This is a genomic window from Sphingomonas sp. 179-I 2A4 NHS, from assembly GCF_045369135.1.
Lineage (GTDB): Bacteria > Pseudomonadota > Alphaproteobacteria > Sphingomonadales > Sphingomonadaceae > Sphingomonas.
The window spans coordinates 171,519-195,005 of record NZ_JBIQFL010000006.1; the positions used below are offsets into that span (position 1 = coordinate 171,519).

At 66.2% G+C, this 23,487-nt stretch carries 19 protein-coding genes; 6 read left to right on the plus strand and 13 right to left on the minus strand.

Going from position 1 to position 23,487, the window contains the following annotated elements; genetic code table 11:
* Nucleotides 1–25: 25 nt before the first annotated feature.
* The 12 genes from addA to ACH0CP_RS12620 form a co-directional block, all read right to left on the minus strand.
* The gene (gene addA / locus ACH0CP_RS12565; protein WP_294443059.1) at nt 26–3,460 is read right to left on the minus strand and encodes a double-strand break repair helicase AddA; all 3,435 of its coding nucleotides are present in this window, start codon (nt 3,458–3,460) and stop codon (nt 26–28) included.
* 24 nt (nt 3,461–3,484) lie between these two features.
* A complete protein-coding gene (gene addB, locus ACH0CP_RS12570) occupies nt 3,485–6,418 on the minus strand; it encodes a double-strand break repair protein AddB (protein WP_294443058.1) in 2,934 nt (977 codons plus the stop codon).
* Nucleotides 6,411–7,163 carry a nucleotidyltransferase family protein gene (locus ACH0CP_RS12575; protein ID WP_294443057.1) on the minus strand — a complete coding sequence of 251 codons (753 nt, stop codon included), beginning with the start codon at nt 7,161–7,163 and terminating at the stop codon, nt 6,411–6,413. Before ACH0CP_RS12575 ends, addB begins: the two co-directional genes overlap by 8 nt.
* On the minus strand, nt 7,160–8,131 hold the full coding sequence (locus ACH0CP_RS12580; protein WP_406875676.1) for an aminoglycoside phosphotransferase family protein: 972 nt from the start codon (nt 8,129–8,131) through the stop codon (nt 7,160–7,162). Before ACH0CP_RS12580 ends, ACH0CP_RS12575 begins: the two co-directional genes overlap by 4 nt.
* Nucleotides 8,128–8,571, minus strand: coding sequence for a tRNA (adenosine(37)-N6)-threonylcarbamoyltransferase complex ATPase subunit type 1 TsaE (gene tsaE / locus ACH0CP_RS12585; protein WP_294443055.1), 444 nt, complete (start codon nt 8,569–8,571; stop codon nt 8,128–8,130). Before tsaE ends, ACH0CP_RS12580 begins: the two co-directional genes overlap by 4 nt.
* 8 nt (nt 8,572–8,579) lie before the next feature.
* The gene (locus tag ACH0CP_RS12590; protein ID WP_294443054.1) at nt 8,580–10,919 is read right to left on the minus strand and encodes a PAS domain-containing sensor histidine kinase; all 2,340 of its coding nucleotides are present in this window, start codon (nt 10,917–10,919) and stop codon (nt 8,580–8,582) included.
* 69 nt (nt 10,920–10,988) lie between these two features.
* Complete coding sequence (mltG, locus tag ACH0CP_RS12595; RefSeq protein ID WP_294443053.1) at nt 10,989–11,957, minus strand: endolytic transglycosylase MltG; 969 nt, start codon at nt 11,955–11,957, stop codon at nt 10,989–10,991.
* A gap of 82 nt (nt 11,958–12,039) precedes the next feature.
* Nucleotides 12,040–13,299 (minus strand): beta-ketoacyl-ACP synthase II, encoded by a 1,260-nt coding sequence (fabF, locus tag ACH0CP_RS12600; protein ID WP_294443052.1) that lies wholly within the window; start codon nt 13,297–13,299, stop codon nt 12,040–12,042.
* A gap of 142 nt (nt 13,300–13,441) precedes the next feature.
* Complete coding sequence (locus tag ACH0CP_RS12605; protein ID WP_294443051.1) at nt 13,442–13,678, minus strand: acyl carrier protein; 237 nt, start codon at nt 13,676–13,678, stop codon at nt 13,442–13,444.
* A 101-nt stretch (nt 13,679–13,779) separates the two neighbouring features.
* Nucleotides 13,780–14,520 (minus strand): 3-oxoacyl-[acyl-carrier-protein] reductase, encoded by a 741-nt coding sequence (gene fabG, locus ACH0CP_RS12610; RefSeq protein ID WP_294443050.1) that lies wholly within the window; start codon nt 14,518–14,520, stop codon nt 13,780–13,782.
* A 152-nt stretch (nt 14,521–14,672) separates the two neighbouring features.
* Entirely contained in the window at nt 14,673–15,608 is a 936-nt protein-coding gene (gene fabD / locus ACH0CP_RS12615) for an ACP S-malonyltransferase (protein WP_294443049.1), read from the minus strand.
* 64 nt (nt 15,609–15,672) lie between these two features.
* Nucleotides 15,673–17,157 (minus strand): glycosyltransferase family 39 protein, encoded by a 1,485-nt coding sequence (locus ACH0CP_RS12620; RefSeq protein ID WP_294443048.1) that lies wholly within the window; start codon nt 17,155–17,157, stop codon nt 15,673–15,675.
* A 196-nt stretch (nt 17,158–17,353) separates the two neighbouring features.
* On the opposite strand from ACH0CP_RS12620, the gene ACH0CP_RS12625 reads away from it, so the two are divergent.
* The 4 genes from ACH0CP_RS12625 (at nt 17,354) to rplI (ending at nt 19,079) form a co-directional block, all read left to right on the plus strand.
* Nucleotides 17,354–17,725, plus strand: a complete 372-nt coding sequence (locus ACH0CP_RS12625; RefSeq protein WP_294444684.1) for an RcnB family protein — start codon at nt 17,354–17,356, stop codon at nt 17,723–17,725.
* 155 nt (nt 17,726–17,880) lie between these two features.
* A complete protein-coding gene (gene rpsF, locus ACH0CP_RS12630; RefSeq protein ID WP_294444683.1) occupies nt 17,881–18,249 on the plus strand; it encodes a 30S ribosomal protein S6 in 369 nt (122 codons plus the stop codon).
* Complete coding sequence (rpsR, locus tag ACH0CP_RS12635; protein ID WP_007403456.1) at nt 18,249–18,473, plus strand: 30S ribosomal protein S18; 225 nt, start codon at nt 18,249–18,251, stop codon at nt 18,471–18,473. Before rpsF ends, rpsR begins: the two co-directional genes overlap by 1 nt.
* Before the next feature lie 12 nt (nt 18,474–18,485).
* On the plus strand, nt 18,486–19,079 hold the full coding sequence (gene rplI, locus ACH0CP_RS12640) for a 50S ribosomal protein L9 (RefSeq protein WP_294444681.1): 594 nt from the start codon (nt 18,486–18,488) through the stop codon (nt 19,077–19,079).
* Nucleotides 19,080–19,491: 412 nt separating this feature from the next.
* Here rplI and mutL read toward each other — a convergent pair whose 3' ends face one another.
* Complete coding sequence (mutL, locus tag ACH0CP_RS12645) at nt 19,492–21,309, minus strand: DNA mismatch repair endonuclease MutL (RefSeq protein ID WP_406889341.1); 1,818 nt, start codon at nt 21,307–21,309, stop codon at nt 19,492–19,494.
* Nucleotides 21,310–21,452: 143 nt separating this feature from the next.
* On the opposite strand from mutL, the gene ACH0CP_RS12650 reads away from it, so the two are divergent.
* Complete coding sequence (locus ACH0CP_RS12650; protein ID WP_294444679.1) at nt 21,453–22,493, plus strand: rod shape-determining protein; 1,041 nt, start codon at nt 21,453–21,455, stop codon at nt 22,491–22,493.
* A gap of 19 nt (nt 22,494–22,512) precedes the next feature.
* Complete coding sequence (gene mreC / locus ACH0CP_RS12655; RefSeq protein WP_294444678.1) at nt 22,513–23,421, plus strand: rod shape-determining protein MreC; 909 nt, start codon at nt 22,513–22,515, stop codon at nt 23,419–23,421.
* Nucleotides 23,422–23,487: the final 66 nt, after the last annotated feature.

A 23,487-nucleotide genomic window follows, 5' to 3' on the forward strand; every position in this document is an offset into this window, starting at 1 on the left:
AATCTAGGTGCGGGCACTGCGCGGCTCAACGGCCATCCGGCAAGCTTTGCTCCATCGTCGCGAAGCGCGGCTTTTGCGTCGCCAGTATCTCCGTCGGGATCGGCACCAACGTCGGCCCGGCGGTGTAGAGGAGGGCCGCCTCGACTGGCCGATCCGGGAATATCACCTCAAGCGCCGCCACATATGCCCCCATCTGTCGCAGGTGATAAGACGGCACGTCGGCAAGGCTCGTCGCCGGCTGGCGGCTCGTCTTGAAATCGACGATCTGTACCCGCTCATCCGTCACCAGCAGCCGATCCACCGTGCCCGCAACCACTTGGCCGCCAGCAACGATCGCGCTGATTGGTGCTTCGCCGAGTGAACCGGCACCGAACAATGCCGCAAATCGCGGATTTGAGAGGATGCCGCAGACTGTGTCGATCAGCGCGGATCGCTCCTCGCTGTCATGCACCTGGCCGACCGTGGCGAGCCACCGGTCAGCCGCTGCTGCGCGCTGGTCCGGCGCGACAGCTGGCAAGCGTTCGAACAGACTGTGGATCAATCGACCGCGTTCAGCGGCGGCGCGCATCGCGGGCGTCGGCGGAGGATCAGCCACCAGATCCTCGCCCATCGAGGATGGGGCGAGCGGCCGTGGCGGCCGTGCTTCGGGCGGTGCTTGCTTGCGAGCCCAATCAGGCAGCGTCCCTCTGCCGTCCACGAACGTAGGCCGTACCGGCGCCGCGGCGACAGCTTGAGGCGCCGGATCACCGCAAAACACGCGCTTGCCCTCATCTGCGACACCTAGTGCGTCCATCGCTCGCGCCGCGGCTCCATGCCAGCTCGCCTCGGGGACCCCGTTGCGATACCGCGGCCCGAGCGAGCCTGCGATGACCAGCCTCTCCTCGGCGCGCGTCGCGGCTACATAAAACAGCCGCCAATGCTCCTGCTTCTCGCGCGCGGTGACAGCCGCAACTACCTGTTCGATCGGGCCGGCGCGTTCGGCCGCGCGCGGTGCAAATACCGGGATCGGCTCGGTAAGCTCCTCCGGCGTCCACATCAGCGTACTGCTTCGCGTCGCGTCCGGATCGCTCGTCGCGTCCGCCAGGATCACCACCGGCGCCTGCAGGCCCTTGGCGCCATGGGCGGTCATCACGCGGACAGCCTGATGTGCTCCCTCCGGCTCACGTTTCACTTCCACGTCGCCGCGATCGAACCAGTCGAGGAAACGCTGGAGCGATGGGGTCGCCGTGGTTTCGAAGTCGAGCGCCGCGCTCAGCAGTTCCTCGATCGGATCGCGCGCTTCCTCGCCAAGCCGCGCCAGCAGCTTGCGTCGACCGTCGAGCGTGCCAGACAACAACTCTTCCAGGAACCGGTATGGCGTCGTGAAATCCGCCCGTGCCAGCATCGCATCGAGTGGCACCAGCAGATCGCGATGCGCGTCCGACAGATGCCGCCACAGGCTGCCCTTACGCGGCACTCCCCGCGCCAGAAGCTCTTCCTGCGTCCAGCCGATCAGCGGCGAGACGAGCAGGTTCGCAAGGCTCAAGTCGTCGTCCGGCTGCAGCACGAATCGGATCGCCGCGAGCATATCCTGCACCGCCAGCGGCGCATTCAGCCGCAAGCGGTCGATGCCGGCGACCGGCACGCCCTCGGCATAGAGCCGGGCAACCAGCAGCTGCGCGATCTCGCCGCGCCGCTTCACCAGGATCATGATGTCCTCTGGCCGGATCGGGCGTCCCTTGCTCTCCAGCATGACGCCATCGTCGAGCCATTGCTTCACTTGCTTGGCGATCCGCCCGGCATTGCGACGCACCGCGTCGTCCAGCCACTCCTCCGGTCCGTCGTCTTCTGCCTCGCCCGAGACAATCGGCGGCCACAGCTCGACGAAGCCCGGACCGGGAACTTCGCTGGCATGTGCCGGCGTCTCGCCCTCGAGCCCCAGCGCGTCGGGGCGCAATGCCTCGATCGCCGCATCCACAAACTGCAAGACAGGCCGCGTGGATCGAAACGAGGACACCAGCGACAGTTGCTCGAAAGGCAGTCCGCGCTCATCGTCGGGCATTCGCTCGTCGCCGCGCACTTCTTCGGCCTTCCGGGCGAAGAACTGTTCCGCAGCCCGGAAATTGACCGGGTCGGTCCCCTGGAAACCAAAAATTGCCTGCTTGTGATCACCGACCGTGAACAGCGTTCGCACTGAGGGCGCGTAAACGCCGCGACCGACGAAATATTCGTCCACCAGTGCACGAACGATCCGCCACTGGGCGACGTTGGTATCCTGCGCCTCGTCGATCAGCACATGCTCGGTCGTCTGATCGAGCTTGAAACGGACCCACTCACCGATCCCCGGGGTCTCGAGCAGATTTACCGTCGCAGCGATCAGATCATCGAAGTCGACCACCCCGCCGCGCCGCTTCGCCTCATGATAGGCGCGGGCATATTCCCGCCCTACAGTCAGCCCCTCGGCCAGCAGATCAGCATATGCCGCCCGCTCGCGCAGGCTAAGCAGTTCCGCGCAATGGTCGCCCAGCGCCGCCGCGATCTCCTCATAATCGGGATCTGCTGCGACCAGTTTCGCGGATGCCTTGCGCGCTTCGCCCTTGCCGGTGTGAAACACGCTCCTGAGCCCGGACAGGCCAGCCACCTGCTCTTCTATTCCCATCGCGAGCCAGCTGGTGATCGCGTCGGCGTGTTTGCTCCCTGTCGCCGTTCCCCAGCTGCGGTTTGCCGCCACGATTCGCTCGAGCATCGCGCAGTCGATCGATTGGCAACCCTCTGCGATCACCGCCTCGATGTCGCCGGGTGGCAGCCCCAGCGCGCGACGCAGCCACGGTTGGATGCCGCTCGGCAAGGCATCCAGTGCACGCCCCGCACGGGCACAGTCATTGAGGAAGCGCTCCGCGCCCTGTTCGCCCAGCCGCACGCTGAGCCGCCCGATCGCGTTCGTTGGTCCGTCGCGCCCTTCGCGTTCAGCCGACACCAGCATGTCCGCGAGGGTGCTGCGCGCCAGCACCGCTTCCTCGCGCGCTTCGATCGGGCGAAATCCCGGGATCAGGTCCGCCTCGGCAGGGAAAGCGGCCAGGAGCCCTTGGCAGAAGCCGTGGATCGTCTGGATACGGAGGCCGCCGCCCGGAGCATCCAGAACCTTCGCGAACAGCGTGCGCGCGCGATCCTGCTGCACCGGATCGGCGGGCTCACCGAGCGCCTGGAGGTCAGCAAACAGCGCCGATGGCTTCATTCGCACCCAGGCCGCAAGCCGCTGGCTCACGCGCGCGGCCATCTCTGCAGCGCCGGCCTTGGTGAAGGTCAGGCAGAGGATCGCTGCTGGATCCACGCCGCGCAACAGCAGGCGAAAGACGCGCGCCGACAGAACCTGCGTCTTGCCAGTCCCCGCCGACGCGGAAAGCCACACGTGCGCGTCCGGCGCGCTGGCGCGCCGCTGTTCGCCGCGCAGCGGGGGTAGCGGCCGAAGTGTGCTCGTCATGCGCGAGCCTCCCTCACGGTCACCTCAGCTCTCACGGCCATACCATTCGTCTCGGCGCATCAGCTGGTCGTACTCCGCATAGGGCGCGAATTCCGGGTGCAGCTTGGCAGTGAATCCCTCGTTCCCCGTCAGCCATTTGGCTGCCGCCTCGGCGAACACCCGCCGCGCTTCGTTCACGAAGTCGGCAGTCGGAATACGGTCGTTCTTCCCCGCTGGATCGACCGGTGTGGAGATGCTGCCGAACGCCTCGCGGTATTTCGCCAGCGACCAATATTCGAACGCGCCGGCAGTACCGGAAATGCCGGCGAAGCCCCCCGCCTCGGCAATCGCACCCAGAAGCCCCAGCTGCATCGCAAACCCGGCCCGAACGGCGGCCGCTGACGGCGCCTTTCCCGTCTTGTAATCGATGATCCCCAGTGTGCCATCCGGCATACGGTCGATCCGATCAAACCGGCCGCTGAGCGTGACGCCGGCAATCTCCGCCGCCCCTTTCCCTTCTGCGGCCAGCACCTCGCGCCCTTCTGCGACTTCGGCGGCCATGCGCTCGGCGATCCACTCCACCGCGGCAAGCAGCCTTGGCTGCCACAACGCACGCAGCAACGGATGCGTGGTCGGATCGCGGAGCATCGCCAACGCGCGCGGTTGAAGCTTTTCCACCGCACAGCGATCCTGCCGCGCCCATTCCTCAAGGATGCGGTGCACCTCGGTGCCGCGCCACGCGGCGCTCGGGTCCGCATCCACAGGATCAAGCGCACGCAGCCGCAGGATCTGCTGTGCATAAAAAGCAAACGGGTCCGCCTTCAGACGATCGACTTGTGTGACCGAGATTTCGCGTGGCCGCAGCGCGGCCGATGGCTTGGGCGCGGGCTTGCGCGCCGGCAGCGGCGTTCCGCCATCGTCGAGCAAGCGGACCCACTGGATCAGCTCATCGTCACGCGCCCGGTCGAACTCATCGCCCGCCATCGCCGCCAGACGCAGCCAAAGTCGCGAGGGGATCGCCGGTGATCGGGCATCACGGCGCGAGCGGGTTATGAGCACCTCCGGCGCGCCGAGCCCCTGGCCGAAATCATGGGCGGCGACGCCGATCGCGCGCTCCAACCCCGGCAGACCAAGCGCGCTGCGGATCCGCGGCGCCAGCCATGGGTCCGGCGCCGGGCTCGCCGGCCATGTCCCTTCGTTCAGGCCGCCCAGGATCATCAAGTCCGCCGATTGCAGCCGGGCTTCGATCAGGCCGTAGATCGCCAGGCGAGGATGGCCGCCCTGCGGCGGCCGCACCGCCACCTCGTCCATCAACAGACGAAGCATCGGCGCCAAATCCTTCGGCGCAACGTTCTCCGGACCAGCCGGTGCCTCCGCTTCCAGGTCACTCAGCAGGTCCGCAGCGGCGCGTCCAGCCGGCCCGCGCCACGCATCCTCACCGGCCAGTGCGCCGGCAGCCTCGCGCAGCGCCGCCACCAGGTCACGCAGCGGCCTATTGGGATCGCCAAAAACAGCTGCCAGCGGATCGAGCAGATCGCGCATCTGGCGCCACCAGCTTCCCGCCTTCTCGCCCAGCTTCTCTTCGATGCCATCGAGCCCCGGGGCCGGTCGCGGCCCGCGCAATTCACGGTCCAGACGGCGCACTGCTTCCAGCCAGCGCGCCCGCTCGTCGCCAGCGCGCACCAACGGGTGCTTCAACAGCGTAAGCAGCGGAAGTGGTGCAAACCCTTCAGTAGTCGCTTCAACGATCGCGGTCAGGAGGGTTCCGGGCGGCGTGATCGACAGCGGCCGTCCGGCCGTATCGTCCACCTCAATGCCCCAGCGGGCGCAATGCGCAGACACTCGACGCGCAAGCGCTCGATCAGGGGTGACGAGCGCGGCGGTTCGATCCGGAACCTCCAGCGCCTGCCGGAAGGCGAGAGCAATCGCCTGCGCTTCCTCTGCCGGCGTCGCCAACTCTGCGACGCGAACGCCAGCGAGTTGTCGCTGCTGCGGGCGCAGCTCGGTCCAGCGCGCAGTGAATTGGGCGGGGGCAAGCGCCGTCGCGATCGCACGCCCACGCGCGGCCGAAGCATCGTGATCGCTGCCATCAGGCCAGGAGCGCACATCATCGCGCGTGGCCCTCATGCGGATCAACAGCTGCTTCAAGTGGAACTGCGGATGCACCTCAATTGAACGGGGAACTCGCCCCGTAACCGGATCGGCCGGATGCGGCCCTAGCGCGTCCCATTCCTCGTCCGGCATCGCGCGATCAACGCCTGCAAGAACCACCAGGCCACGTGGCAGCGCAGCGACGCGCGCGAGCATCGCTGCTACGGATGGCGCTGCGTCGGTGATGCCAGCGGCGCAGACGAAGCCCGCTGGCGGTGAGTGCGCCCAGCGGTCGGCCACGCGTCGCAGCAGGATCGCCCGCCGCGCCGCCGAATCGATCAGACCTAGCCGCGCCAGCTCGCCCGGCCAGCGTGCGTTCACCGCGCTGAACAACGCCAGTGCTGCGCGCCAATGCTCGGTCAGTTCGCCAAGGTCGAGCTCGGACAGCCGCGCCGGGTCGACATCCTCGACGATCAACTGATCGAGCGTCCGCGCGAGTTCCCCGGCCAGGCGGACCGCCTCGGCAGCCTCCAGCGAAGGCTTCGCCTCCTGCACCAGCCGCGCCAGGATCATGCGCCGGGCAAGCGGCGCTATCGCAGGCGGCGGCGGATCGGACGCATCCACCGGATCAAGCGCGGCCCCGATCGCCTCGCCCAGGTCGTCCGCGCCGATCGCGACCAGTCGTGGCAGCACCAGCGCCCCGCCGCGCGCCCGAACAAAGGCGTTGGTCACGGCAAGCTTCGCGCGGTTGTTCGGCAGCAGCACGAGCCCCCGCGCAAGTCCCAGCGGCCCGTCGCCAAACCGGCGGATCAGCCCGGCGACGAGCGCGTCGGCGAACGCGCGGTGCGCCGGGATGGTGTAGAGCCGCGGACCGCGCGGCTCAGACATGGCTGCGGAGTGCCTCCGCGCGCTTCACCGCCGCCGGCGTTCCCACGTCTACCCACAAGCCTTCGTGCACCACGCCATAAGCTCGGCCGGCCGCAATCGCGCGCTCCCAGAACACCATGGTCGAGAACGGCCCCTCGGGCGCATCCACCAGGATCTTGGGGTTGAGGATCTGGACGCCGATATAGACGAACGGCGCCACGCGCCCCGGCTTGCGACGGCTGGTGATCCGGCCGTCTGCGTCGAGATGAAAATCCCCCTGCCCGCCGTGGCAATGCGCGCGTGCCAACGGCAGCAGCAGCAGCAGCGCGTCCATCTTCTCCGGGTCCCAACGCGCCGCCAGCAGCGACAGCGCGTCCACCGGGCCGTCCAGCCAGTAATTGTCGCTGTTAACGACGAAGATCGGTTCGTCGCCAAGCAGCGGCTTGGCCTTCATCAGCCCACCGCCGGTCTCCAGCAATTCGCCCCGCTCGTCCGACACGGCGATGTCGATCCCGTGGATCGAGCCGAGATGGCCCTCCAGCGTATCGGCCAGATAATGAACGTTGACGACCGCGCGCTTCACGCCGGCCGCACGCAGATGATCGAATGTATGATCGAGCAGCGATTTGCCCGCCACAGGTATCAACGGCTTCGGCCGCGTCGCGGTGAGCGGGCGCATCCGCTTCCCCAGCCCGGCTGCCATCACCATCGCAGTGGTCGGCATCTTACCCGGCAATGCCGGGCGGATCGAACGCGGCGCGCTCATCGTTCGGCCAGCACCAGCGGGTCACCGCGGAGTTCCGGCGGGATGTTCGCGTCGAACCATGCCGCAACCGGGCCGAGCACAGGGAAGCTCAAGTCACGCTCCAAATAGGCCCAGACACGCGGGCAAAGGGCTGGATAACGCGGCTTGCCGTCGCGCTGCCACAGCCGGGTAAAGATGCCGATGATCTTGGCGTTCCGCTGCGCGCCAAGCACATGATAGGCGTTCATGAACGCTTCTCCATCACCGGTTGCAGCGCGGTACCGCGTAATCATCGCGTCCTCGATTGAGGGATCGACGTCACGCCGTGCATCCTGAAGCAGCGATACGAGATCATAGGCTGCGTGACCGGCGAGCGCATCCTGGAAATCGAGCAAGCCAAGCGAGCGCTGCTGGCCCACCAGCATTAGATTTTCGGCATGATAGTCACGCAACACGGTGACGGCGCGATCATACTCCGCGTGGCCGAGCACCTTGTCCCACGCGGCGGTATAGCCGGCTACATCCACCTCAAGCCCGATGGCCGGGCAATACCATTCTACCAGCAGTGCCGCCTCACGCTGCAACTCCGCGCGGTCATAGGGTCGCCAATCGCCCGCTGGATGCGCGCGCAAAGCGACCAACACATCGACAGCCTCGGCGTAGAGACTCACGGCTGCGTCAGGATCTTCGTCGATCGCCTCGCGCATCCGCGAATCGCCGAAATCCTCGATCAGCACCAATCCTTGGCGCTCGTCATAGGCGTTGATCTTGGGTGCCGCGAAACCACGGTCGGTCAGCCAGCGCGCGACTGCGAGGAACGGCCGCGGATCTTCGTGCGGCGGCGGCGCGTCCATCAGGATCGCGCTGCGTCCCGCATCGACAACACGGAAGTAACGACGGAAGGAAGCGTCCCCGGCAAGCGGAAGGATTTCAGCTTCGCCCCATCCGCACGCCCTCAGAAAATCACGCGCGCCGGCGGGCGGAGTCATGTCAACGGCCATCGCCGCTCCCATGCCGCCGGCGCGTCCCAAGTCAAGCGCCGCGCGCCATCCGGTTCGATCGCCAGCGTCAGTCGAAGTGCGTCAGGCCAGGCTTCCGACCCCGCACGGTCCGGCCACTCCACCAGCAGCGCCGAGTCATACAATGCCTCGTCCAGGCCCAGTTCTTCCAGTTCATCCGCGTCATCGATCCGGTAGAGATCTACATGAACGACCGGCAGGGCCACCTCCGGCGGCGCGTAGGGCTGAACGATGGCGAAGCTCGGGCTTGGCGCCTCGCCGATCAGCCCCAATGCCGCCAACAAGCCGCGCGCAATGCTGGTCTTGCCGGCACCAAGCGGCCCCTCAAGGGTGATGACGTCGCCCGCGCGCAGCACGGCAGCGAGCTTCGCGCCCACTGCCTCGGTTTGCGCAAGATCCGCAAGCCGCATGCTCCCCTTCATCGCCGCGGCAGCTCAACGGTTATCAACGAACCGACCCCAAGCTCGCTCACAAGCGAGATCGTCCCGCCGTGCGCCTCCACGAACTGGCGGGCAAGCGGCAGGCCAAGGTCAATCGGTCGATCGCCGCGCCCGGTGGGTGATGCCTGCGCAAACCGATCGAAGGCGCGCGCGGCGGCCTCCTCGTCCATCCCGGCGCCGTCATCTGACACGACGATGCGGGCGCGCTCTTCGTCTCCCTCGGCATGAAGCAGGACCCTGCCGCCCTCGTCGGTGGCGCTCAGCGCATGCCGCATCAGATGCTTCACCACCTCGCCAAGACGTTTCGCATCACCGATCACTCGCCCGACGCTCGGCGATACCTCCACTACCATCTCGATCGCCCGCTCGCCCGCCAGCGGCTTCATCTGGTCGGCTGCGGTGCGAGCAACATCCGCAAGATCAATGTCATCGCGCTGCATCGGCGCTTCCGATTCGCTCTGCGTCAGATCCAGAACGTCGTCGATCAGCACGCCCAGCCGGCTCACCGAATCGAGGATTGCGGCAACATAGGAATCCGCCTGCTTGGTCAGCTTGCCGGCGTAGCCAGCCTGCAGCATCTCCGCGAAGCCGCTGATCGAAGTAAGCGGCGTGCGCAGTTCGTAGCTCATGTTGGCGACGAATGCGGTCTTCACCTTGTCCGCCGCTTCCAGTGCTTCGGCGCGATCACGCAGCGCCTGCTCCGCGCGGCGGCTGTCGGTGATGTCCAGCATCGTGAACAGCGCATTTCCGTCCGGCAGCGGCACCGCGGCGAACTCGAAATGCCGCCCATCGGCCAGTGCCACGCGACCGCCCCGCTGCTGACGATCCGTCGTGGCTGAGCGGACCAGATCGGTCATCAGCTTCGCGCGTTCCGGCTTGCGCAGCTTGAGGGCAATCTTCTCCGCCACGACGTCGACGCGGGGGTGGGCGCTCAGCAGCTCCTCCTCCAGCTCCCACAAGGCGCGAAAGCGGTTGTTCCACAGCTGCAGACGGCCATCCGCGGCGAACACACCCAGCGCCTCGAACAAATTGTCGAAGGTCGCTGTGCGGACGCGAAGCAACGTGTCGCGCGCGGAGGCGAGTTGCACCTGCTCCGTACGATCCTCGAAAATCAGCAGCAGGCCGCCGTCGGGCAGCAGCTGGGGCACCACGCGGATGTGGACGCCGCCCGGCAAATGCCATGTCTCCTCGGTCGACAAGTCGGTGCGCACGAACCATTCGCGTCGCTCCTCCTTCCAGCCGGGGAAATCGCGAACTTCGGGCAGGCGGTTCGCCTCGCGCATTCTCTCCAGCACGCGGTCAAACTCGGGCTGGTCTGACAGCCATTCGCTGCGCATCGCGAACATGCGGCGGAACGGCTGGTTGCAGAACACCAGCGCACGATCACTGCCGAACTGCGCGACCCCTGCGGAAAGCCGGTCGAGCATCGCGCGCTGCGCCTCGGCGAAGCGTTGCTCGCGCGCCTGCGCTTCCTCCAGCTCCTCGACGTCGATCGCAAAGCCCGCAACGCCGCCCCCGATCAGCGGCACGTCGTGCAACTGCATCGCCCGCCGTGCGCCGCCGATCGTCGCCGGGAGCACGCGCATCTCCGGCCGCCCCGAATCGCGCGCCGCCGTTGCCCCGGCAAGCGGACCGCCCTGTCCGGAGCCTTCGATCAGTTCCAGCCCGCGCGCCACCACGTCGGCGGCGTCGCTGCCTTCAACCGCGCGAACGTAGGCGGTGTTCACCATCGCCAGGCGCAGGTCAGGTCCGCGATACCACATGGGCAATGGCGCGGCTTCGATCAGGCCGGTCAGCGCATCGAACGCCGCCCGAACGCGCTCTTCCTCGGCGGCGAGCCGCTCGACCTGAGCCTGCGCTTCGCTTGCGTCATGGACCCATAGAATCAGGTCGCCGCTGCTCTTCCCCCCTGCCGCTCGCTCGCCTCGCAAGGTCAGGATCCGCTTGGCGTCCCGGGGCCGCACCTGCCGCTTGAACGGCCGCCCGGACCGCTGCGATGTCGCGATATCGGCAATCAGGCCACGCGCGTCGGCCGGCTCAAGCCCGCCCGTCACACCGGTAAAACCGTCCACCTCAGTGATCGGTTGTGCGTAGCCCAACAGGTCCGCGACCCTGGGCGGCATCTCGACCCGGCCGTTGCCGCGCACCCGCACCGCCTGCATCGGTGCCGCGGCGAGCAGCGCCTCGAGTTCGCGGCGCGCAATGCTTTCGCGTCCTGCCACGGCCTGCGCGCGCAGACCGTGGTACAAGGCCGCTCCGGCTGCTGCGATCAGCAACAGCAACACCGCCCCGACAGCGATCAGCACAGGCGTGGTCAAAGGAGCGGCGATCCAGTCATCGTCATTTCGGGTTCTACGCTGCCCCGGCCGGCGATGAACAGCCCCCGATCACATCTCGCCGCGCGCGCGCCGGATGGCGTACCATTTGCGCACGTTGGCATTGTGCTGGTCCAGTGTATCCGCGAACACGTGCCCGCCTGTTCCATCAGCGACGAAATAGAGCGCCGAGCTGGTTTCAGGATTAAGCACGGCGTCGATCGAGGCACGGCCGGGGTTCGCGATCGGCCCAACTGGAAGGCCGGCGCTGGCATAGGTGTTATAGCCGTTCTTCGCTTGAAGCTCGGAACGAAGGATGCGCCGTCCCAGCGGTCTTCCCTTGGTGATCGGGTAGATGACGGTCGGATCCGCCTGCAGCGGCATGCCCCGCTTCAGCCGGTTGGTGTAGACCGCGGCGACCATCCGCCGCTCCGATGGCTTGCCGGTTTCCTTCTCGACGATCGAGGCAAGGATCACCGCCTCCCGTGGCGTCGCCACAGCGATGCCGGGCTTCCGTTTCTTCCACGCGGCGGCGAGATAGTCGTTCATCGCCCTCTGCATCCGCGCCACCACCGCGGCCCGGGTATCGCCAAGCTGATAGGCATAGCTGTCCGGCAGCACTGATCCCTCCGCGGGAACCGGCACCTCCCCGGTAAGCCCTTCGGCGCCCATCAGCGCCTCGTGCACCAGGATCGAAGGATAACCTTCCGGCACCGGCACGAGCCGCTGGCGAACCTTGCCCGCTTCCAACAGGCCCAGAATGTCAGACGCACTGGCTCCCGCCGGAATCGCATACTCACCGGCCTTGATCGGCTTGCCCGTGCCGAACACACGAGCATAGCCGCGGAAGCGCCACGCCGATCGGATCGCACCCTGCTTTTCAAGCTCGGCGGCTGCGCGCGCGAGGCTTGCGCCTTCGGGCACCACCACTGCCAGCGGCTTGCTTGCGGGCCCGGCGCCAGACCAGTCGCGCGCGACCCAGAATATGCTGGCGATCAGCGCCAACCCGATGAACAGTCCGAAACAACCGGCCTTGCGCATTCCCGTACCTTGGCAAGGGCCGGGATCCAGGTTCGGGCCGGCCGCTACTGGACCCCGGCGTAATGCCGGCGCCGGATAAAGATCAGATCGCCTTCATCACCAGCGATGCATTCGTGCCGCCAAACCCGAAGCTGTTGTTCAGCACAGCGCGCACCTGCCGCTTCTTGGCGACATGAGGCACCAGGTCGACGCCGATGCAATTCTCGCTCGGATTGTCGAGGTTGAGCGTCGGCGGCACGATCTGGTCACGCAGCGCCAGGATGCAGAAGATGCTCTCCACCGCGCCCGCGCCGCCGAGCAAATGGCCGATCGCGGACTTTGTCGAGGACATCGAAAGATCCCCGATCGCATCACCGAACAGCCGCCGCACCGCGCCAAGCTCCAGCTCGTCGCCAAGCGGCGTCGAAGTGCCGTGAGCGTTGATGTAGTCGATGTCGGTCAGCGCCAGCCCGGACTTGCGCAGTGCCATCTCCATCGACCGATAGGCGCCCGAGCCCTCGGGATGCGGCGCCGTCACGTGATAAGCGTCCCCCGAGAGACCATAGCCGATGACTTCGGCGTAGATCTTCGCGCCGCGGGCCTTGGCGCGCTCATATTCCTCGAGCACCACGACGCCCGCGCCTTCGCCCATGACAAAGCCGTCACGATCCTTGTCGTACGGGCGGCTCGCCTTTTCCGGCGCATCATTGAAGTTGGTGCTGAGTGCGCGGGCCTGGGCGAAGCCGGCGATGCCGAGCGGGCAGATCGCGCCCTCGGCGCCGCCGGCGAGCATCACGTCCGCATCGTCCATCGCGATCATGCGCGCCGCATCACCGATCGAATGAGCACCGGTCGAGCAGGCAGTTACCACCGCGTGGTTCGGGCCCATCAGGCCGTATTTGATGCTGACCTGCCCGGAGATCAGGTTGATCAGGCGCCCGTGCACGAAGTGCGGACTGACACGTCCCGGGCCCTTCTGGTGGAGGACAATCGACTCGCTCTCGATGCCCGGAAGGCCGCCAATGCCGGCGCCGATCGAGCAGCCCGCGCGGAACCGCTCTTCCTCGCTCATGTCGGTCAGGCCCGCGTCCTCGAGCGCCTGGCCGGCAGCGTCGATGCCATAGACGATAAACGGATCCACCTGGCGCTGGATCTTGTGGTCCACGCGCTTGCCGGGATCGAAGCCATATTCATGGTCGGCCGGCTTCACCTCGCAGGCGATACGGCATTTCTGATCGGAGGCGTCGAACCGCGTGATCGGCCCGGCGCCCGACTTGGCAGCGATGATATTGGCCCAGGCAGTCTCAACGTCGGCGCCCAGCGGGGTGACGAGGCCAAGACCGGTAACGACGACGCGGCGCATTGCGCTACTCCATGAACATCTAGGAAAAACAAGCAATCACCGAAACGAAACGGCTCCCCGCCCTCTAGCCCGGGACGGGGAGCCGTTCAAATCCGGTCCGGAGCGCCACTCACGGCTGTCGCCGTCGAACGCTCCCGGTCAATCAGCCCTTGTGCTCGTCGATGTACGTGATCGCGTCGCGCACGGTGCTGATCTTCTCTGCGGCATCGTCAGGGATCTCGACGCCGAATTCCTCTTCGAACGCCATCACCAGCTCGACGATGTCGAGGCTGTCCGCGCCCAGATCGTCGATGAAGCTGGCATCTTCGGTCACCTTGTCGGCTTCGACGCCGAGATGCTCGACGACGATCTTCTTCACGCGGTCGGCGGTCTCGCTCATAATCATTCCCTCTTTCGATCGGGGGGTTGGTATTTCCTGAACGCAGGTAGAACGCGGTTCGGTTCGTGACAACCCCGGTGTGTTGTCCCGCTGACGCAGGCTTAGACCATTGCCATGCCGCCGTTTACGTGCAGCGTCTGGCCCGTAACATAGCCCGCTTCCCGCGATGCGAGATACGCTACCGCAGCCGCGATGTCTTCGCCAGTGCCAAGATCGCCGGCCGGGATCTTCGTCAGAAGCGCTGCCTTCTGCGCCTCCGGCAACACGTCCGTCATGGCGGACCGGATGAAGCCAGGTGCCACGCAATTGACGGTGATATTGCGGCTCGCCAGTTCCTGGGCCAGCGCCTTGGACATGCCGACCAGGCCAGCCTTGGACGCGGCGTAATTCGCCTGGCCGGGGTTGCCGGTCTGCCCCACGACGGACGTGATCGAGACGACGCGGCCGAACCGCTGCTTCATCATCGGCTTGGCAGCGGCACGGATCAGCCGGAACGCCGCTTCCAGGTTGACGCGGATCACGTCGGACCATTCATCGTCCTTCATCCGCATCGCCAGGTTGTCGCGCGTGATGCCGGCATTGTTGACCAGGATATCCAGCCGCCCGCCCAACGCGTTGACAGCGGCCGGCACCAGCGCATCGACCGATGCCGAATCCGAGAGATTTGCCGGCACCGCCACGTGTTCGCCGCCCAGTTCATCGCGGAAAGCTGCCAGCTTCGCCTCGTTCGATCCCGATACGGCGATGCGTGCGCCCTGCGCGGCAAGCCCCTTCGCGATGGCGGAGCCGATCCCGCCGGAAGCGCCGGTCACCAGCGCCGTCATGCCTGTGAGGTCGAACATTCTAAATCTCCGTGGATCGTAAGCGTCTGAGGCGACTGTGGCTTGTTGGTCGCCTATAGCGGGCGAGAAGCCAAGCGCGCACGTGTTACCGATGCTTGGGCGCGCGTTCAGATGGAAAGCGAGACCGCCGACGGCGCCCGCTCATCACTGAATTACAGCGCCTTCAACAATGCCTCGATATCTTCCATCGAGATCACGCTGATCGCTTCCGCGTCAGGAGAGATCCGCTTCACCATCGGCCCCAGAACCTTGCCGCCGAACTCGACATAATGGGTGACGCCCGCCTCGGTCATCGCCAGTACCGATTCGCGCCAGCGCACCATCCCGGTCACCTGCTCCACCAGCAGCCGGCGGATGGTCGCCGGGTCGCTCGCCGGCGCCGCTATCACGTTGGCGTAGACCGGCACCAGCGGCGCATCGATCCGCGCGTCTTCCAGAGCCTTTGCCATCGCGTCGGCCGCAGGCTGCATCAGCGGGCAGTGGAATGGCGCGGACACCGGCAGCTTGATGCCGCGCTTGGCACCATGGTCCTTGGCAATGGCGATCGCACGGTCGATCGCGGCCGCGGCACCCGAGATCACCACTTGCGTCGGATCATTGTCGTTGGCGACGGTGCACACCTCGCCCTCGGCAGCGGCGGCGGCGATCGCTTCGGCCTTGGCGAGATCGGCGCCAAGCAGCGCTGCCATCGCGCCTTCCCCTACCGGCACCGCCGCTTGCATCGCCTGGCCACGCAGCTTCAACAGCCGCGCCGTCGTCGACAGGTCGATCGCGCCCGCCGCACACAAGGCACTATATTCGCCCAGGCTGTGCCCAGCGACGAAGTCGGCCTTGTCCGCCAGCCGGACCCCGCCTTCCTTTTCCAGCACACGGAGGGTCGCGACCGCATTGGCCATGATCGCAGGCTGCGCGTTCTCCGTCAGCGTCAGTTCCTCGGAGGGCCCCTCCGCCATCAAACGAAACAGGTTCTGGCCCAGGGCGTCATCGACCTCCTGAAACACCTCGCGCGCCACGGGGCTTGCGGCAGCAAGCGCCTGCCCCATGCCGACGGCCTGGCTCCCCTGCCCCGGAAAGATGAACGCACGCATCGGTGTCTCCCAAATCGAAGAGGCGCGCGGTAATTGGCCAAGGGCCGACCGGTCAAGCTGCCGCTCAGCGCGGCGGTGTGCGGACCAGCACCATTGCCGGGCTCGGGCTGAACATCCGCCGTTCAATCGGTGACGGCACGAGCGGCTCGAGCCCCGCGCCGCGAAGGATGCCGCCCAGCCGAGTCGGCGGCGAAGGATAGCGCGCAATAATCTCGCCGGCTGGCGCTGCGTCTGCCGGCGCAAGGACGAGCGCACTTCCACGTGCAGGCAGCGGCGCGATGTTGCTCCGTCCGGCAAGCGCCATCGGCAGTTCGGCGCGCCTCACGTCGCTCGCTTCGGCTCGGATGACCTCCGCGGGATGCGCCTCCGCAGCCAGCACAAGCGCCTCCATCGACCAATGCGGATGGGCATTGCCCACGCTCATCAGCAACAGATTGGTGCCGACCGTCACCGCCAGCAGCGCCGTGCGCACCCGCCAGTCCAGCCGACCCAGCCACACCGCCAGCACAATCACTGCGGTAAGCGCGGCCAGCATGAAGTAACGCGGGTTCAGCACCAGTTTCGTGTACAGCACCGAAACGAGCAAGAAGCTCGCCGCAGCCATGCTGGCCAGCAGGATCATCGGCGTTCGGCGTTCGACGGGGACCATCCGCCAGGCCCCTGCAGCCACCGCAAAGCCCGCAAGCCAGAACAGTAAGCCGAAGTCATCGTTGATCAGCAACACCAGCAGTGGGTCGATCGGCGCCCACAACAGGAAGTTGCCTTCGCGATTGGCAGCCCGGTCGATATGCTCGTCGTGATTGAACGCGATAGTGTAGCGGCGAAGTGGATCGCCGGTCAGCACATATTGGAACAAGGCTTCGCCAAGCAGCACCGCCGCCGCGCCAATTCCGCACGCGATCAACACGCGCCTCGGCACCGGCCGCCCAATCATGAACAGCGGTCCGACCGCCGCCAACGCCAGTACACTCGTCTCGCGGCAGAGGATCGCAACGCCAAACAGCGCTCCGCCTGCTCCGGCGCGGATCCACCCCGCGCGATCGTCGGTCGCACGGCCGACGACGAGAGCGCCCGCCACCAGTGCCGCCGCCTCGGTCAAATCAACGCTCACCGTCGTCGCGTGGCTCACCACCACCGGAAGCGTCGCCGTGATCAGAGCAGCGATCCACCCCGATCGCGCGCCGGCGATGCTGGCCGCAAACCAGCCGATCACTGCGACGAGCACGACATAGAACAGCACTGCCGTTACGCCGAAGGCGACGTAATTCTGTCCCACGACCGCCAGAACCCCGGCAAACGTCAGCGTCAGCGGAAAGCGAGTCGACCAATGGTCGCTTCCCGCGAACGGCGGGTCGATCAACCATCGCACCGCGCCGGCGTGATAAAGCGAATCATCAGATGCCATGAAGCCGACCCAACCCAGGTACAGCGCGGCGATCATCACGGACCCGACGATCGCCAGCCACCCGGCCTCGGGCAGCCTCGTCCCCGCAGCGCGCACGCTGCCGGTCCTCGTCGGTGACAGGCTGGTCTGGTCGATCGTCGTCATCGTGCCCGCAAATAAAGGTCAGGCGTGTAGAAACTATTGCCTTTGCTGAACCAACGTTCAGCCTTCCCGCCTCCTTGCGACAATTCGCGACGAAATGACGGCTTCTGCGGCACGCCGCGGATACATCCAGCGCCCAGATAGGTTTCCGACGCCGCGGTTAAGGCGCCGCTAGTACAGAGTGAAAAGGAGACGTCAGATGTTCAAGAAGCTGATCAAGGCGACTGTCGCAGCCTCGCTGGTTGCCACCCCGATGATCGCCGCGAACGCGCAGGCGCAGACGCGGCATCAGGAGCGGCAGATCACGACGGTGAAGCATCGCCCGAACGGCACGGTAGTCCAGAAGACCACGGTTGTCCGCAATCAGCCCAATTATCGCTCGTGGCGGAAGGGTGATCGTTTCGAGCGGCGCTACGCCCGCAACTACCGCGTCGTTGACTATCGCCAGTATCGCGGCAAGCGGCTCTACGCCCCGGCGCGCGGTCAGCAGTGGGTCCGTTCGGGATGGGATGCCGTCCTGCTGGGATCGAACGGCCGGGTGCTGACGGTGGTGCCGAACGCGTTCCGGTAAGCAACGGCAGCGAGACTTGATTTTCACGCGGCTCTCGTTACAGGAGCCGACAGCACGGGCGGGGAGCGACGCTTCCCGCCCTTCGCTGTTTGGGACGACAGCCGGAGGGGCATGGCATGGGGCCATGTCAGCGATCGGCCAACGAAGGAAAGCACATGGCTCTCTACGAGCACGTGTTCCTTGCGCGCCAGGACTTGGCACAGGCGCAAGTGGACGCGATGGCAGAAGCCGTCGCAAAGATTGTTACCGATCATGACGGCAAGGTCGTGAAGACCGAGACCTGGGGCCTGCGCTCCATGGCCTATCGCATCGCGAAGAACCGCAAGGCGCATTACGTGATGCTCGAGATCGACGCACCGGGCGATACGGTCGCGGAAATCGAGCGCCAGCATTCGATCAGCGAAGACGTGATCCGCTACATGACCGTCAAGGTTGACGCGCATGAGCAGGGCCCGTCGGTGATGATGCGCAAGCAGGAGCGGGACCGCGAGCGCGGCCGCCGTCGTGAAGAGGAGAACGCATAATGGCTCGCCCCTTCTTCCGTCGTCGCAAGAGCTGCCCCTTCTCGGCGAAGGACGCTCCCCGGATCGACTATAAGGACGTGCGTCTGCTGCAGGGCTTCGTGTCCGAGCGTGGCAAGATCGTCCCGTCGCGCATCACTTCGGTGAGCGCCAAGAAGCAGCGCGAGCTCGCCCAGGCGATCAAGCGCGCCCGTCACCTGGGCCTGCTGCCCTACGTCGTTAAGTAAGGAGAAGAGCAGATGGACGTCATTCTGCTTGAGCGCGTCGAGAAGCTCGGCGGCATCGGCGACGTGGTGAAGGTGAAGGACGGCTTCGCCCGCAACTACCTCCTGCCGAACAAGAAGGCGCTTCGTGCCAACGAAGCCAACCGCAAGGTGTTCGAGGCCAACCGCGCGCGCATCGAGTCCGAGAACGCGACCCGTCGTGCGGACGCCGAGGTCGAGGCAAAGACCTTCAAGGACGCGTCGGTCACGATCATCCGCCAGGCCTCCAACACTGGCCAGCTCTACGGCTCGGTCGCAGTTCGCGATCTGGTCGATGCGCTGAACGAGGCTGGCCACAAGGTCGCGAAGTCGGCGATCGTGCTCGATCGTCCGATCAAGGCGATCGGCGTGTACGAGGTGAAGGTCTCGCTTCACCCGGAAGTGTCCGTGACGGTTAAGGTCAATGTCGCACGCTCGCCGGAAGAGGCCGAGATGCAGGCATCGGGCGTCGACGTCATGGCCCAGGTCTTCGAGGAAGGTCGCGATCAGGGCGGCTTCACCGAGGCGTACGACCCGAACGCAGAGCCCGGCGCGACTGCCGAGGTTCAGGACGAGCCGGCGCAGGGCTGATCCCCGCGACCGTATCGGTAAGGACAAAGCCCGCCCGGATCATCCGGGCGGGCTTTTTCTTTACCTAAGAGATGGCGGGCCATCCCCGAACCCAAAAAAAGCGGCCCGCAGTATATCCCCGCGGGCCGCTAATCTTCCGTAATGGCTGTGGTCGCGCGTGCCTCAGGGCACCGTGACGTATGCGCCTACCACGGCGGCAAGCGGGATCAGGGCCAGAACGATCGGTACAATCTGTTTCATGGGAATATGCGCCTTGGAAGCTGTCGATATAGCAATGCGTGCAGCCGGTAAAAGTTTCCCGTTTGTGAACGAACCGTTGCTACTTTGAACGGTTCGTCATTAGCCGCGCACGCTCTGTCGTGCCAACACCCTGCGTCGAATGATCGACGAACCATCCGCCCCTGATCGGGCGTCATCGACGGCCGAACAGCTTCTCGACATCGGAAAGCGCCAGCTTCACCCACGTCGGGCGGCCATGATTGCACTGCCCCGAATGCGGCGTCGCCTCCATCTCGCGCAGCAGGGCATTCATCTCCTGCACGGACAACACACGGCCGGCCCGAACCGATCCATGGCACGCCATCGTTCCTGCCACCGCGTCCAGCCGCTCGCGGAGCGACAACGCCTCGTCGAAGGCGGCGAGCTCGTCGGCAAGATCGGTGACAAGACCGGTCGGGTCACCCCGGCCAAGCAGGGCGGGCATCGCGCGTACCAGGATCGCGCGCGGGCCGAACCGCTCAATCTCGAGGCCGAGTTCGCTCAATTCCTCTATTCTTGCCTCCAGCCGGTCGCAGGCCGGCTCGTCCAGCTCGACCACGTCGGGGATCAGGAGCGCCTGCGATGCGACTCGCCCGCCCGCGAGCGCGGCGCGCATCCGCTCCAGCACCAGTCGCTCGTGCGCCGCATGTTGGTCCACGATGACCAGTCCATCTCCGGCTTCCGCGACGATATAGGTCTTCGCCACCTGGCCCCGCGCGACGCCCAGCGGATGATCGATGGCCTCGGGCGGCGGCGCCCATGCCGCCTCTGCGCGCGCCTGCGGCGGCGGCGCGAGAAACGCCGTGCGTGATTCACCCACCCGCCCCAAGTAAGGAGCCGCCAGTCCCGCATCGTTCGAGGCGCGCCCCGGTACGTCCTCGCCCCCTGTGGAACCCCAGGGCGCTCGCTCCTCCGATACAGGGGGGTGATAGCCTGGTTCGGCACGAAACATCGCCAGCGCATCCTCGGGAGCCCGGTGTACGACCCGATGCCCTGCCGCGTCCAAGGCGCGCCGGAGGCCCGAAACGATCAACCCCCGCACCATCGCAGGGTCGCGAAACCGCACCTCCGTCTTCGCCGGGTGGACGTTCACATCGACCTGATCCGGTGGCACATCCAGGAACAGCGCCACCACGGCATGGCGATCGCGCGGCATCATCTCGGCATAGGCGCCGCGGATTGCGCCGATCAGCAGCCGATCCTTCACCGGCCTTGAATTGACGAACAGATATTGGTGGTCGGCGACGCCGCGATGGAATGTCGGCAGCCCAGCGACTCCGCCGAGCACCAGTCCATCCCGCTCCATGTCTATCGCGACGGAGTTGTCCTTCAGTGCGCGGTCGGTCAGCGCCGCGACTCGCCCCGGCCGGTCTTCCGCCTGCAACGCCGCCAGCACCCGCCGCCCGTCATGCTCGACCGTGAAGACGATATCGGGGCGCGCCATCGCCAGCCGCCGCACCACATCCAGGCAGGCGGCATACTCGCTGCGACTCGAACGCAGGAACTTGCGCCGCGCCGGGACGCGCTCGAACAACCCTTCCACCAGCACGCGCGTGCCCGGCGGCAGCGCGGCCGGCCCCTCGCTTGCCAGCACGCCATTGTCGATCGCGCGTGCCCATCCATCGGCGCCGCGGACACGACTCTCCAGCGTCAGCCGTGCCACGCTTGCGATTGACGGCAGTGCCTCACCCCGAAAGCCCATGGTCGCAACCTGGTCGATGTCATCGCTCGGCAGCTTCGATGTCGCGTGCCGCTCCAGCGCCAGCGCCATGTCAGCGGGCGCCATTCCGCAGCCGTCATCCGTCACTTCGATCCGGGTCGTCCCGCCATTGCCAAGGCGCACCGCGATCCGGGTCGCGCCGGCGTCGATGGAATTCTCCACCAATTCCTTCAACGCGCTGGCTGGTCTTTCCACCACTTCACCGGCAGCGATGCGATTGACGAGATGTTCTGGCAGGCGGCGTATTGACACAAGCCAGCCCCTAGCCCAATCGACGCCATCCCGCGACCCCGTGATAGCAGCAATCAGCGCCCAAGAAGCGACTTGCGGCCATGGCCGTGGGATGATTTGGCGCAAGTCGCACTGCGCGACTCGGGGACGGAATCTAGCTGAACATGGCCTTCTCGCGTTTCTTCAAGTTCATGTCGCATGACATGGCGATTGACCTCGGCACCGCGAACACCGTCGTCTACTTGCGCGGTCGCGGAATCGTGCTCAACGAGCCCTCCGTCGTGGCCGTAGAGACGATCAACGGTATCCGTAAGGTTAAGGCCGTCGGCGAAGATGCGAAGCTGATGATGGGCAAGACGCCCGGCAACATCGAAGCGATCCGCCCGCTGCGCGACGGCGTGATCGCCGACATCGACGTCGCCGAACAGATGATCAAAAGCTTCATCTACAAGGTCCACGGGCAGCGGAAGTTCATGCGTTGGCCTGAGATCGTGATTTGCGTTCCGTCGGGATCGACCAAGGTTGAACGCCGCGCGATCCGCGATGCCGCGTCAAACGCGGGCGCCAGCCAGGTCTGGCTCATCGAGGAGCCGATGGCGGCGGCGATCGGCGCGGACATGCCGGTGACCGAGCCGATCGGCAGCATGGTCGTCGATATTGGCGGCGGCACCACGGAAGTCGCGGTCCTCTCGCTGCGCGGCCTCGCTTATACCACGTCGGTCCGCGTCGGGGGCGACAAGATGGACGAGGCGATCGTCAGCTACGTCCGCCGAAACCATAATCTGCTGATCGGTGAATCGACCGCGGAACGCATCAAGCAGGAAGTTGGCATCGCCAAGCCGCCGCTCGATGGCGTCGGCGCCACGATCCACATCAAGGGTCGCGATCTGGTCAACGGCGTGCCCAAGGAGATCCAAATCAACCAGGGTCAGATCGCCGAGGCGCTCAGCGAGCCTGTCGCGACCATCGTCGAAGGTGTGCGGGTCGCGCTCGAGAACACCGCGCCGGAACTTGCCGCGGATATTGTCGACCAGGGCATCGTCCTCACCGGCGGCGGCGCGCTGCTTCAGGGGCTCGACGAGGTGCTTCGGGACGAGACCGGCCTGCCGGTGACCGTGGCGGAAGATCCGCTCACCTGCGTGGCGCTTGGCACCGGCCGGGCGCTCGAGGATCCGATGTACCGGGGCGTGCTGCAAAGCAGCTGATCTGAGAGAGGATTAGCGAATGGCGCCGACGCGGGACCGGCGCCCGGGTTTTTCGCGACGGGCGCAATATTCGCTCTTCTTGAGCTATATCCTCGCCATCGCGGGAGCGCTGGTGGGCGCGGTATTGCTCATCCTGTCGCAATTCAATCCGCCCGCCTTTGCGGCGCTCCGCTCCACCGCCAGCACGGTGACGGTGCCCGTCTCCTCGTCGCTGTCGGCAGTGCTGCGCGGCGTGGCTGCCGTGCCGGAGACGATCTCCACCTATTTTCGCGTCCACGGCGAAAATGAGGCGCTTCGTGCGGAGGTCGCGCGCACGCACGATGCCTTGGTTCAGGCGCGCATCATCGTGCGTGACAACCGTCGGCTGCGCGCCGTTCTCCAACTGCGCGACTCGACTCCCGCCTTGGTCGCTACCGCACGGATCGTCAGTTCCAGCGCATCGAGTACGCGCCGTTTCGGCCTCCTCAACGCTGGCCGCTGGCATGGCGTTCGCCCAGGTATGCCGGTCCGCGGGCCGGACGGCCTGATCGGGCGTGTCGTGGAGACGGGCCCAAACAGCGCCCGTGTGCTGCTGGCTACAGATCCCGAAAGCGTCATCCCCGTTCGTCGCATTGGTGACGGCCTCCCTGCGCTTGCGGCGGGGCGCGGCGACGGCATGCTCGAAATCCGCTCGGTCGGAACGGCGAACGCGAATCTGCGTCCGGGCGATCGCTTCGTCACGTCGGGCACCGGGGGCATCTTCATGCCGGGCGTCCTTGTTGCCCAGGTTACCGGCCGGGGAAGCGACAACGCGCCGGCGCGTCCCTTTGGCCACCCCGACACCTTTGACTTTGCGCTCGTCAGCGCGCCCTTCATCGTGCCACCCGGCCCCATTCCCACACCACCCAAGGCCGTCGGCGAACCGTCGGTGACCGCCGGGCAACCATGATCCCGCCGCCCAAGCCCTTTCAGACGCCGCTTCCACCGGCGCGCGCGCGTGCTTTGCCATGGCTGA